This window comes from Paenibacillus sp. GL_099_B (assembly GCF_057835695.1).
Genome location: NZ_CM174430.1, coordinates 1,909,108 through 1,921,517, shown reverse-complemented (window position 1 = coordinate 1,921,517; position 12,410 = coordinate 1,909,108). Strand labels below are relative to the sequence as shown.

The following is a 12,410-nucleotide window of genomic DNA, read 5'->3' as shown; positions in this document are numbered from 1 at the left end:
GTCAGACTTTTTATGTACCTCACTGAACTACAATACTTAGGGCTGGGAACTCCATCTTAGCTTCTCCACCCAGACGAATTCCAGTCCAATGAAGAGCTTTGCTTGCTGCAAATGATGTGTTACAGGTTCACATTAACGCGATTCGTGTAGGTCTTGCGTTTCTCAATCAACTTGTTCAATCCATCGACATAAGCGCGTGCACTGGCACCCAGAATATCGGTGCTAACGCCACGTCCTTGTACAGATATTTGGTTTTGAGTAAGTACGACGTGTACCTCACCCAATGCGTCCTTACCATGCGTAACCGATTTGATCGAGTAGTCAGATAGAGTTACATCTTCCCCACTCACTTGGTCAATAGCATTATAGATGGCATCTACCGATCCATTTCCTTCTGCTTGTTGTTCCACCGTATCACCTTCAAGTGTAGCAATACGAACTTTAGCCGTTGGAGTGGCTTCATCACCATACGTCACAAAGATGGATTCCAGTTTAAACACCTCAGGTGCATCCTGCAATTTCTCTTCGATGACCGCCAGCAAGTCCTCATCAGTCACTTCTTTTTTCTTATCAGCCAGATCTTTGAATTGGGCAAAAGCACGGTTCAATGCTTCATCTTCCAGTTCATAACCCAACTCAATCAAGCGCTCACGGAAGGCATGACGCCCCGAGTGTTTACCCAGTACGAGCTTGCTCTCCTTCAGACCGATGGTCTCTGGCGTCATAATTTCGTAGGTTGTTTTCTCCTTCAGCATGCCATCCTGGTGAATTCCGGATTCGTGTGCAAACGCATTCGCACCAACAATCGCTTTATTTCCAGGCACAACCATACCCGTCAAACGACTCACGAGACGACTGGTCCGAGCAATTTCAGAAAGTTGCAGTGAAGTTTTTGCTTGGAAAAATTCCTGACGCGTCTCCAGTGCCATGGCAATCTCTTCAATAGCGGTATTACCTGCACGTTCACCAATGCCGTTAATGGTGCCCTCAATTTGATCGGCTCCATTCTGAATGGCTGCAAGTGTGTTGGCAGTTGCCATCCCCAGGTCGTTATGACAGTGTGCACTCAGCTGCACCTTATCAATGTTGTGTACATTTTCCTTAAGATGTTTGAAAATATTTCCGTATTCATATGGGCTCAGATAGCCCACCGTATCCGGGATATTTACAACAGCTGCGCCTTCTTCCACAGCCATATTCACCATCTCAACGAGGAAATCATACTCGGTACGACCTGCGTCCTCCAACGAGAATTCGAGCTTCGAAAAAGTTTTCTTCGCATAACGAATTGCGGAACGAGCTGTATCGAGAACCTGAGCTCTGTCCATGCGCAATTTGTGCTGACGGTGAATAGGTGAAGTTGCCAAAAAGATGTGAATACACGGGTCCTGAGCACCCTTTAACGCTTCTTTCACCGCATCGATATCCTGCTCTCTGGAGCGGGACAAGCCAATGACGGTAACGTTTTTGACCGCTTTGGCTACTGCATTAACTGCCGCCAAATCGCCTGGAGAGGCCGCGGGGAAACCGGCTTCCATCCGGTCAATACCCAGCCGCTCGAGCTGGTGCGCAATTTCCACCTTTTCACGAGTATTCAGATTAACCCCCGGGGATTGTTCTCCATCACGCAGCGTTGTGTCAAATACATAGATTTTACGCACGCCTCGCACCTCCTAGACTTGTATTTTATGTTCCTCTAAACCAGTAATAGCGGCACACGCATATGCACGGCCGCTATTCCCGGTTAAAGCTGTAAGTTTACTAGATTACCTTAAAACGAATGCTTACTTCTTGATCCAGTGCATCATCTCACGCAATTGTCCGCCCACCACTTCGATTGGGTGTTCAGCTTCATTGCGACGAGTTGCTGTCAGGAATGCACGACCGGATTGGTTTTCCAGGATGAAGTCACGTGCAAATTTACCTTGTTGGATATCTGTCAGAACTTCTTTCATTGCTTTCTTCGTATCTTCAGTTACTACGCGAGGTCCAGTTACATAGTCACCGTACTCAGCTGTGTTACTGATGGAATCACGCATGCTTGCAAGTCCACCTTCATACATCAGGTCAACGATCAATTTCAATTCGTGCAGACACTCGAAGTATGCCATTTCAGGAGCGTAACCCGCTTCTGTCAATGTTTCGAATCCAGCTTTTACCAGGGCACTTACACCGCCACACAGAACAGCTTGCTCACCGAACAGGTCTGTTTCTGTTTCTTCACGGAAGGAAGTTTCGATAACCCCTGCACGCGTACAACCGATACCTTTGGCATAAGCCAAACCGATATCTTTTGCTTTACCTGTTGCATCTTGTTCAATTGCGATCAGGCCCGGTACACCGAATCCTTCCACGTAGGTACGACGTACCATGTGGCCAGGGGACTTAGGAGCTACCAGCAATACATCGCTGTCTTTTGGAGCAACGATTTGACCGAAATGAACGTTGAAACCGTGGGAGAAGAGCAATGCAGCGCCTTTTTTCAGGTTTGGTTCGATTTCGTTTTTGTATACAGAAGCTTGTGTTTCGTCAGGCAGCAAAATTTGAACTACGTCTGCACGGCTAGTAGCTTCAGCCGGGGACAGAACTTCAAATCCGTCATTTTTTGCAGTGTCAAAAGATTTACCTTCACGAAGTCCGATGACTACGTTCAATCCACTGTCACGCAGGTTTTGAGCTTGGGCATGGCCCTGGCTACCGTAACCGATGACCGCAATCGTTTTTCCTTTCAATACGTTAAGCTCTGCATCCTGTTCATAATAAGTAGTTACTGGCATGTTTATAAGTCCTCCTTTGTATTGTAAAGAACCCTTCATTAATGAGCGGGTGTCTCAAGGGACCGGCACGCTTTTCCTGCTTTAGCGTCTCTGGTCTGATCCGATCCGTTCAGACACCCGCCCATTAATGCGGGTGTGTGGCTATATAGTCAAGCGTTACATCACTAAAATGTTAAATTGCAACTTGTACGGGACTGGCACCTCATCTAAGATGAACGGTATTTCTCAGCTTAATGCTGCTAACACACCATTGTCGTTCCGTTGATAAGCATCAGACCATGCTTTTTTTCAATATAATTGCTTAAACGTTGCCTCGTACCAATGCAGTTATGCCTGTACGTGACAGTTCGCGAATGCCGTATGGCTTAAGCAGTTCAATCATCGCATCAATTTTATCTGTATCCCCGACCACCTGTACAATCAGGCTGCCTGGACCAACATCTACAACAGATGCGCGGAATGTCTCCACCACACCCAGAATTTCTGGACGTTCGGATGGCTCTGCCTTGACCTTGATCAATGCAAGTTCACGGGCAACCATCGGCTTCAGACTGAAATCAACTACTTTGATGACATCAATGATTTTGTACAGTTGCTTTTCAATCTGCTCCAGCGTTTTGTCATCACCGATCGTCACAATGACCATCCGGGACAAACCCGGTTCCTCGGATTGACCTACCGTAATACTCTCAATGTTGAATCCTCGTCGACCGAACAACCCTGATACCCGCTGCAGGACGCCAGGCTGATCGTTGACCAATATCGAAATCGTATGTCTAATCATTCCTCAGCATCCCCCATCAGCATTTGATCGATTGTCGCTCCTTGCGGAACCATTGGATATACATTTTCTTCCTTGCGTACTACGAATTCAACAACGACCGGTCCTGGTGTATCCAGGGCTTCTTGCCAAGCACGCTCGGCTTCTTCCTTGTTGGTTGCACGCAATCCTTTTACCCCATAAGCTTCAGCAAGTTTTACAAAATCAGGGCTGCCTGCCAGATCGATATGACTGTAACGGTTCTCATAGATGATCTCTTGCCACTGACGTACCATTCCAAGCACCTGATTGTTGATAATAACAATTTTTACCGGGATGTTGTTAATGGCACAAATCGCGAGTTCTTGAGAACACATCTGCATGCCGCCGTCACCGTTAATGGAAATAACAAGTCTGTCCGGGTTGGCCATTTGAGCACCGATTGCAGAAGGGAATCCAAAACCCATCGTTCCCAGTCCACCGGAGGTTACCCATGAACGCGGTTTGTTGAATTTGTAATATTGGGCTGCCCACATTTGATGCTGTCCAACGTCCGTAGTCACGATTGCTTCGCCTTTGGTTGTATCATTGAGCATTTCCACAACCCATTGCGGTTTTAATACTTCCTCTGAATCTGTGTAGCTGTAAGGTTTCTCTTGTTTCCATTGTTTGATCTGATCTCTCCAAGCATCCGCACGTTCAGCACGTTGAACCTCTTTGTTCGCTATTTCGAGAACCGTTTTCACATCACCAACGATTGGAATGTCGGTTGCGATGTTTTTGCCAATTTCAGCCGGATCAATATCAATGTGCACAATTTTGGCATGTGGAGCGAATCCGTCCAGCTTGCCTGTTACCCTGTCATCAAAGCGTGCTCCGATGTTAATCAGCAAATCCGATTTTTGTATCGCCTGATTGGAAGTGTATGTTCCGTGCATACCCGGCATCCCGGTCCATAATTCGTGACCACTTGGGAATGCTCCAAGTCCGAGAAGTGTTGTCGTGATTGGAATGCCTGTCTTCTCCACAAATTCGAACAGTGCTTCGTGTCCACCGGAGTAAACTACACCGCCGCCTGCCAGAATCATCGGACGTTCCGCTTCCTGAATCGCCTGAGCCAGACGATCAACCTGAAGTTTGTTCGGTACTGTCCGTGGGTTGTACCCTCTCAATGTAACAGGTTCAGTCACCGGTTCAAACAACGTTTTGTTTGCCGATACATCCTTCGGGATGTCGATCAATACGGGACCTTTACGACCTGTATTCGCAATATGGAATGCCTCATGAATGACACGTGGCAGATCTTCTACGTCTTTTACCAGGTAACTGTGTTTGGTGATTGGCATTGTGATTCCGGTGATGTCCGCTTCCTGGAAAGCATCTGAGCCGATCAGGCTGGAAATTACATTCCCCGTAATGACTACGAGTGGTACGGAATCCATATACGCTGTTGCAATACCCGTAACTAGATTCGTTGCTCCAGGTCCGGAGGTAGCGATACAGACACCCACTTTTCCGCTCGCCCGTGCATATCCGTCAGCTGCATGAATGGCGCCTTGTTCGTGACGGGTTAACACGTGCTTGAAATCCTCGAAACCATACATCGCATCGTAAATGTACAACACTGCGCCGCCCGGGTAACCAAAAACGCACTCTACACCTTCCAGCAACAAGCTTCTCAGCAGAATTTCGGAACCGCTAATGACCTCCGGCTTCATCCATTTTTCACGTAATTCATCTGTCGATCGTACTTCTGGAATTTGAGCTCCCATCAGTCATCCTCCTCTCGGAATTTACATCATTATGACATTTAAAGTTACAAAAAAAACCTTCCATCCCTGCAAACAAGTTTATGCTTGCGAGGGACGAAAGGTTGTTGCTTCCGTGGTACCACCCAACTTTGTCCGAAATTTCGCAATAACGGACCTTACCAGGTACAAAAAACGATAGATCAAACGGATATACCCGTTCTCCATACCTGTTGTCTGTAACGCAGACATACGATTTTCCCTAATACCCAATGGAGTGACATCCAATGCTTTTCAGGAAAACAGCTCCGAGGTGAGCTCGTATATAAGGGGTAATGGTGGTGGTTTCAGCAATTCCAGCCACTCTCTGAGCAAAAGAGCCCTTAAAACTTCGTCCTCTTCATAGCCGATGAAATATTCTCGTTAAATGTTAGGAACATTATATGATTCCTCCAACCGATAAGTCAATACCCCTTTTGTATAAAAATTCAGAACGTCCCTAATCCTTCAACTTCCATCTTTAACGTTACCCCAATCCCAACACTTCATTCAGTCACCTTTCAACTTGCCTCAGGCATAGGATATACGAGCAGCACGACTGGTCCTGAAAGGAGGCTTCCGATGGTGATTCGGCAACGTAAATCCAAGCTGGATGATGCCGCCATAATGAGGCTGATTGACTCTCAACTTGTTCCTCTATCTCATATGAGTGAAAGTGAAATCAATAAAATACGCAAAGAAATACCCCTGCGAATGAACAGGGGCATGACCTTTGTTGTCTCACAAAATCCTGACAACGAAGCTGTCGCATTCATCCATTTTCTCATGCACGGTGAACTGCTGTATGTGGATATGATGGCTGTTGCCACAAAAGAACAGCGAAAGAAATACGGTCAGACTTTGCTGCTCAAAGCGGAAAATTTTGCAGCATCTCGTGGTTGCAAAAGATCCAAAGTGATGGTTGACGAAGGCAATACAAAAGGCCTTCGATTTTACCAAAAAAATGGATATAGCACCATTCGATACATTATGTTAAGCCGCTGTTACGAGTTGGAAAAAACATTATAAATCGGTCTAGAAAAAGCCTGGTGGCCGTGGTCCATAGGGTCCATATCCCGGTCCTGGTCCTGGTCCTGGTCCGTATCCACCACCAAATCCCGGTCCATACCCCGGGCCTGGTTTTGGTCCCGGGCCAAATCCTGGTCCACCACCTGGACCAAAACCGAATCCAGGGCCGCCAGGGCCGTAAGCATAAGGAAGCGTAGCGACGGCGAGTAAATCAAATAATACCAATGGCAAAATAGCTTTGGTGTGTACCTTTTTGCCAACTGCACGTTTCAGCACCAATTTATTGCCCGATACTTTTAACAGTCTTCCGGTCACCCGAGTACCGTCTTTTTTGATCGCGACAATATTTTTGCCTATTAATTTCATCGCTTCATCACGCGTAACATGTTGTTTCATACTTTCCCCTCCTCCTCGGATCGTTCAAAACAGTGTATTCGTCCAGGGCCAGCTTCGCCTGTTTCTTTGTCCCTAAATGAAAATATGGGTGTCTTTCTCTATAACAAGTTAAGAAAGCTGGTAATCTGCTCATTTTCTTTACGAAACAAAAAAAAGGTTCGCACGAGGCGAACCTTTTAAGTAAAGCATTATGCGGGAAAACATAATTTCTGTCGTTACCTTTTCCCCGGATCATACGGTTCCCCGAGTGCGGACGGAGCAGAAGAGCGTCCAACAGCCGCAACGAGCACGATGATGGTGAGCAGGTATGGCAGCATATAAATAATTTCCTGGGGAATACTTTGAGACCATTCGAACAGCTGTACATAGTTCCGGATAGCTTGCGAGAAACCAAAGAACACAGCCGCCCCAAAGGCACCAATCGGATTCCACTTACCAAAGATCATCGCTGCAATCGCAATGTAACCTTGACCGGAAACTGTATTATGAGAGAATGTGCCTGTCGTAGTCAGCGTGATTGCAGCTCCACCAATAGCAGCCAACGCACCACTGATCATCACCGCAACATAACGGTAACGACGCACTTTAACACCAACGGTATCTGCAGCACTTGGATGTTCACCAACAGAGCGAAGACGAAGACCGAATGGGGTTTTGTACATAATGTAATAAGTCAGAAAGACGAAAAGAATAGCCAGATATGTTGTCGGGTACACATTCTTGAAGAAAGCTTCCCCAAGCAAAGGAATATCCTTTAACAGTGGCACATTAAACTTACTGAATCCTTGTACCAATGGTGAATCGCCTGATCCTTCAAACAGCAGCTTTACCAGATAAAGTGTGCTTCCCGCTGCCAGAAAGTTAATGACGATACCACTAATAATTTGGTCAGCCTTAAACGTAATGGAGGCAACCGCGTGGATCAGCGAAACCACTACGCCCAGCACAACCGCGAACAAAATCCCCATCCAGGCAGACGTCGTTCCACCCATGCCCGCTTCTTGTGCATAATGCGCAGCAATCCCCGCAGCAAACGCACCAAATACCATGAAACCTTCAAGTCCAAGGTTGGTCACACCGGATTTTTCCGAGAAAATCCCGCCCAGGGATGCAAAAATCAATGCCGTGGCAAAGACAAGCGTCGTATTGATAATTTGCCCAATTGTCAACAAGTCCATCTACAACACCTTCTCTTTCTTGCGCTTGGAATAGAACGGTTTAAGTACCCAGCGCACGATGCCTTGTGCCGCAATGAAGAAGATAATCGAACCGATAACAATCCGAATAATCTCGGGCGGTACATCCGCAGCAAAGCTCATTCCCGCAGATCCATAAGTAAGCGTACCGAACAACACCGCGCCCAGCAACACACCAAACGGATGATTCAAACCAATCAGTGCAACCGCGATGCCGTCAAAACCTGTTCCTGGCGAGCCCGACATAACGGTCTGATATTGGAACACCCCTAGTACCTGGAATGCACCGCCAAGACCTGCAAGCATACCACTGATAAACATGGCTTTAACGATATTGCGATTGACATGCATACCCGCATACTCTGCCGCATTCGGGTTATATCCTACGGCACGAATCTCGTACCCTTGTTTGGTTTTCCACATGTAAATATAAAAGAGTACAGCCATGACAAGAGCAATCAATGTTCCCATGTGAACACGGGAGTTGCCCATCAACTCAGAAAGCCATGTCAGACTAATCGATGCGGTATCACTGATATCCACCGAACGATTTTCACCTTTTAACAGCAGGAATTGGCGCACGATCAGGTTGGCCAGATACAGACCAATCCAGTTCAGCATGATACTACTGATAACTTCGTTAACCCCACGCGCTGCTTTCAGATAACCGGCAATAGCTGCCCACAGACCACCAAATACTGCACCAGCAATCAAAGCCAGTGGAGCATGAATGTAGATTGGCAGACCTGCAAACTTCACGCCTACAAAAGTCGCCGCAGTCATACCGACGAGAAATTGTCCTTCTCCCCCGATATTAAACAGTCCTGCACGTGCCGCAAATGCAAATGCAAGTCCTGTCATAATCAGCGGTGTCATTTCCCGAACCGCTTCACCAAAGTTATACATGTCTCCGAAAACTTTCGTAAACAATGCACTGTACGCTTCAATCGGGTTGTATCCGCCGATCAGCATGACAATACCACCCAGGATCAGACCCATAATGATGGCTACAATAGGTAATATAAATGAATCACGGGTAAACCATTTTAATACGTTATTCATGCACAGTACCTCTCTTTTGGGTGCTGCCCGCCATCATCAAGCCGAGCTCCCTGTCATTGGTTTCTTCCGGCAGCACCTCGCCCACGATCTGTCCTTCATAGATGACAGCAATTCGGTCGGATACGTTGATAATTTCATCCAGCTCGAATGAGATCAGCAATACCGCTTTCCCCTGATCACGTTGTGCAATCAATTGTTTTTGAACAAACTCAATAGCACCTACGTCCAGACCACGAGTTGGTTGGGCAGCAATAAGCAGTTCAGGGTTCTTATCAACCTCACGTGCGATAATGGCTTTCTGTTGGTTCCCCCCCGATAAAGAGCGGGCTTTTGTTTCAATGCTTGGTGTACGCACATCAAATGCCTCGACAAGACGCTTCGCTTGCTTCTTGATCGCATCGAAGTTAAGGAATCCTTTACGCGTATAAGGAGCTTTATAGTACGATTCCAGGACGATATTTTCACTCACAGAAAAATCAAGAACAAGTCCATGTTTGTGCCGATCTTCCGGAATATGGGCTACACCCGACTCCGAAATATGGCGTGGAGAATGATTAGACAGTTCTTTACCCTCGAGGCGAATCGAACCGCTATCTACTTTACGCAGTCCGGTAAGAGCCTCAATCAGTTCGCTCTGTCCATTACCATCAACACCTGCGATTCCTACAATCTCTCCTGCACGTACATTCAGGTTGAGTTCGTTCAGTACCGAGATACCTTCTTTATTCTTGGCAGTCAATTTGCTAACTTCAAGCACATTGTTACCTGGAGTAGCTGGCTTCTTGTCCACTTTAAATGTGACATTGCGACCAACCATTTTTTCTGCCAACTCATTCGGATTGGTTTCTGATGTTATAACTGAATCAATCACTTTACCACGACGAATAATTGTCACCGTATCGGAGATTTCCATGATTTCTTTCAGTTTGTGTGTAATCAGAATAATGGACTTGCCTTCGGCCACCAACTTTTTCATGATTACCATCAGTTCTTTGATTTCCTGAGGTGTTAATACAGCAGTAGGCTCGTCAAAGATAAGAATGTCTGCACCACGATACAACGTTTTTATAATTTCAACACGTTGCTGCATTCCGACGGAAATGTCATGAATTTTGGCATGCGGATTCACTTTGAGTCCATACTGTTCAGACAGACGCTGCACTTCAGCAGCAGCTTTTTTATAATTAATGTTGAGACCTTTCCTTGGTTCAGATCCCAAAATAATGTTCTCTGTTACCGTGAACGGCTGTACAAGCTTAAAGTGCTGATGCACCATGCCGATGCCAAGATCGATTGCTTTGTTAGGGCTGTCGATGATGACAGGCTTGCCATTCACTTCAATGGAACCTTCATCCGGCTGATAGAGACCAAAGACAATATTCATCAACGTTGATTTACCAGCGCCGTTTTCGCCCAGTAGAGCATGGATCTCGCCTTTACGAAGCTGAAGGCTGATGGCGTCGTTGGCAACAATGCCTGGGAAACGCTTCGTGATTTGTTTCAACTCAACGACGGGGGTTGCTGCACCCATGTAATCACCCTTATACCTGATATAGTGTGGTTCCGCAAACGTAAGAAAAACGTCTAACGACGTTTATTCAAGGAAGATGACCGCGTTTTAGCGGTAATTTTTCTTAGGATCATCGAATCCTTCAGTTTCACCCGAAACTTCTGCATTCCATAATCTTAAGAAAAGCTCCTACCGGAGCGTTGATACGAAGTCTTCTTGCTTTTGCCGTGGGCTAATCCCCAAGCACGTACTACATAGCTTGTACAATTGTTATGATGACCTGAGCAAATTTTCCTGCTCTGACAATCATAAGGCCGGTCAAGACCGGCCTCGATGATTATTCATTTTTACAGGCAGAATCAGATTACTCTGTAGGAACTTTGATTTCGCCGTTGATGATTTTTTCTTTGTACTCGTCCACTTTTGCAAGTGTATCAGCAGAAACATTTTTCGTAGAAGTATCAGCGATACCTACACCGTTTTCTTTCAAAGTCAGATTCTCAGCTCCGCCTTTGAATGTTCCATCGATGATTTCTTGGTTTACGCGCTTAACAGCTTCGTCAACTTTTTTGATCATAGAAGTCAGTGTTACATCATCACCAAACTCCAGGGATTGGTCTTTATCTACACCGATAACCCAAACGTCTTGACCTTGTTCCTTACGAGCGATTGCTTCTTTGAACACACCATTACCAGTAGCACCGGAAGCGTGGAAAATGATATCTACGCCTTTGTTGTAGAGTGTTGTTGCTGCTGCTTTACCCAGATCAGGCTTATCAAATGCACCTGTGTAGTTCGGAATGAATTCAGCATTAGGATTAACAGCTTTAACGCCTTCTCTGAAACCTACTTCAAACTTTTTGATCAGTGGGCTTTCCATACCGCCAACAAAACCAATTTTGTTCGATTTAGTTGTCAGACCAGCTACAACACCTACCAAGTAAGAACCTTCTTCTTCAGCAAATGTTACCGATTTAACGTTAGGAACATCAACAACACTGTCGATGATCGCGAGTTTGGAATCAGGATTTTGTTCAGCTACAGTCTTGATCGCATCAGCCAATTGGAAACCGATACCCCAAGTCAGATCATATCCACCTTTAACGAACTCGTTCAGGTTTGGAATGTACTCTTCATCGGATTTACTTTGCAGGTATTTAACAGCTACACCTGTTTCAGTTTCAGTTGCTTGCAGCGCTTCCCAAGCGGATTGGTTAAACGATTTGTCGTTAACTCCACCCACGTCAGTAACCATACCGATTTTCAAATCGGATTTAGCTTCAGTGTTTTCGCCACCTGTAGTTCCTCCGGCATTTGTTTCCTCTTTCGGTTTGCTACCGCAACCTGCGAGCATAACCGATACTGCCAGCAACATGACCAAAGACAAGCTGAGCATCTTTTTCATTTCTCTTGTTCCCCCTTAATGATATATACCTAATTTCAGTCCAGGCCAAAATGGAACGGATCAACAGATCGATAATATGGCTTTTATGCAGAATGTATGGTTTCTTCGACATTAAAAGCGTATTCTTACCCCTTAACGATTGTGTCACCTGTCGAAAAACCGAACATTATGACTTGAAGAGAAAATTTTAGGACTAGCCTACTAGAGGTGATTATACATTCAACCCGTGGTAAAATCCAGATGTTTCATCACCAAATCTCACTTATTTTTGCTCTTTTTTTATTGAAAGCGCTTAATATTTTAACGATTTAACACACTAACGTTACAACGATGTGATGTTATATAACAAAAACTTATCACACTTCCTAGCAAGAAGTGGAATTAACCTGTTTTCGTTTGCATTATTTCACCGTTCGTATTTTATGTATTACCATAGCCTGTTATTCACCCGTTATATGCTTTCATTGTGTCCTTACAGACTGCAGCAT

General features: G+C 45.6%; 10 protein-coding genes. 1 reads left to right on the top strand and 9 read right to left on the bottom strand.

The genetic code is table 11. The annotated features are described in order from the left end of the window. Positions 1 to 119 precede the first annotated feature (119 nt). The 4 genes from AC3ITG_RS09010 to ilvB form a co-directional block, all read right to left on the bottom strand. The gene (locus AC3ITG_RS09010; protein WP_489253524.1) at positions 120 to 1,661 is read right to left on the bottom strand and encodes a 2-isopropylmalate synthase; all 1,542 of its coding nucleotides are present in this window, start codon (positions 1,659 to 1,661) and stop codon (positions 120 to 122) included. Between the two features lie 123 nt (positions 1,662 to 1,784). Beyond that, positions 1,785 to 2,777, bottom strand: a complete 993-nt coding sequence (gene ilvC / locus AC3ITG_RS09005) for a ketol-acid reductoisomerase (RefSeq protein ID WP_053780427.1) — start codon at positions 2,775 to 2,777, stop codon at positions 1,785 to 1,787. A 301-nt stretch (positions 2,778 to 3,078) separates the two neighbouring features. Continuing rightward, positions 3,079 to 3,561 (bottom strand): acetolactate synthase small subunit, encoded by a 483-nt coding sequence (ilvN, locus tag AC3ITG_RS09000; protein ID WP_024628317.1) that lies wholly within the window; start codon positions 3,559 to 3,561, stop codon positions 3,079 to 3,081. After that, positions 3,558 to 5,309, bottom strand: a complete 1,752-nt coding sequence (ilvB, locus tag AC3ITG_RS08995) for a biosynthetic-type acetolactate synthase large subunit (protein WP_413376815.1) — start codon at positions 5,307 to 5,309, stop codon at positions 3,558 to 3,560. The genes ilvN and ilvB overlap by 4 nt, the downstream gene beginning before the upstream one ends. A 600-nt stretch (positions 5,310 to 5,909) precedes the next feature. Here ilvB and AC3ITG_RS08990 point away from each other — a divergent pair. Further along, positions 5,910 to 6,353, top strand: a complete 444-nt coding sequence (locus AC3ITG_RS08990) for a GNAT family N-acetyltransferase (RefSeq protein ID WP_163759649.1) — start codon at positions 5,910 to 5,912, stop codon at positions 6,351 to 6,353. A 6-nt stretch (positions 6,354 to 6,359) separates the two neighbouring features. Here AC3ITG_RS08990 and AC3ITG_RS08985 read toward each other — a convergent pair whose 3' ends face one another. From AC3ITG_RS08985 to AC3ITG_RS08965, 5 genes are all read right to left on the bottom strand, one after another. Next, positions 6,360 to 6,749 carry a hypothetical protein gene (locus AC3ITG_RS08985; protein WP_413376813.1) on the bottom strand — a complete coding sequence of 130 codons (390 nt, stop codon included), beginning with the start codon at positions 6,747 to 6,749 and terminating at the stop codon, positions 6,360 to 6,362. A gap of 215 nt (positions 6,750 to 6,964) precedes the next feature. Next, positions 6,965 to 7,927, bottom strand: coding sequence for an ABC transporter permease (locus AC3ITG_RS08980; RefSeq protein WP_413376811.1), 963 nt, complete (start codon positions 7,925 to 7,927; stop codon positions 6,965 to 6,967). Then, positions 7,928 to 9,007 carry an ABC transporter permease gene (locus AC3ITG_RS08975; protein ID WP_413376809.1) on the bottom strand — a complete coding sequence of 360 codons (1,080 nt, stop codon included), beginning with the start codon at positions 9,005 to 9,007 and terminating at the stop codon, positions 7,928 to 7,930. Next, positions 9,000 to 10,538: an ABC transporter ATP-binding protein gene (locus AC3ITG_RS08970; RefSeq protein WP_489253523.1), complete on the bottom strand. Its 1,539-nt coding sequence runs from the start codon at positions 10,536 to 10,538 to the stop codon at positions 9,000 to 9,002. Before AC3ITG_RS08970 ends, AC3ITG_RS08975 begins: the two co-directional genes overlap by 8 nt. 343 nt (positions 10,539 to 10,881) lie before the next feature. Continuing rightward, positions 10,882 to 11,922, bottom strand: coding sequence for a BMP family lipoprotein (locus AC3ITG_RS08965; protein WP_489253522.1), 1,041 nt, complete (start codon positions 11,920 to 11,922; stop codon positions 10,882 to 10,884). Positions 11,923 to 12,410: the final 488 nt, after the last annotated feature.

Bases quoted from the DNA above. Each gene is read 5' to 3' on its own strand.
- ilvC (WP_053780427.1), bottom strand. From the start codon at position 2,777: ATGCCAGTAACTACTTATTATGAACAGGATGCAGAGCTTAACGTATTG.
- ilvN (WP_024628317.1), bottom strand. From the start codon at position 3,561: ATGATTAGACATACGATTTCGATATTGGTCAACGATCAGCCTGGCGTC.
- ilvB (WP_413376815.1), bottom strand. From the start codon at position 5,309: ATGGGAGCTCAAATTCCAGAAGTACGATCGACAGATGAATTACGTGAA.
- AC3ITG_RS08985 (WP_413376813.1), bottom strand. From the start codon at position 6,749: ATGAAACAACATGTTACGCGTGATGAAGCGATGAAATTAATAGGCAAA.
- AC3ITG_RS08980 (WP_413376811.1), bottom strand. From the start codon at position 7,927: ATGGACTTGTTGACAATTGGGCAAATTATCAATACGACGCTTGTCTTT.
- AC3ITG_RS08975 (WP_413376809.1), bottom strand. From the start codon at position 9,007: ATGAATAACGTATTAAAATGGTTTACCCGTGATTCATTTATATTACCT.
- AC3ITG_RS08970 (WP_489253523.1), bottom strand. From the start codon at position 10,538: ATGGGTGCAGCAACCCCCGTCGTTGAGTTGAAACAAATCACGAAGCGT.
- AC3ITG_RS08965 (WP_489253522.1), bottom strand. From the start codon at position 11,922: ATGAAAAAGATGCTCAGCTTGTCTTTGGTCATGTTGCTGGCAGTATCG.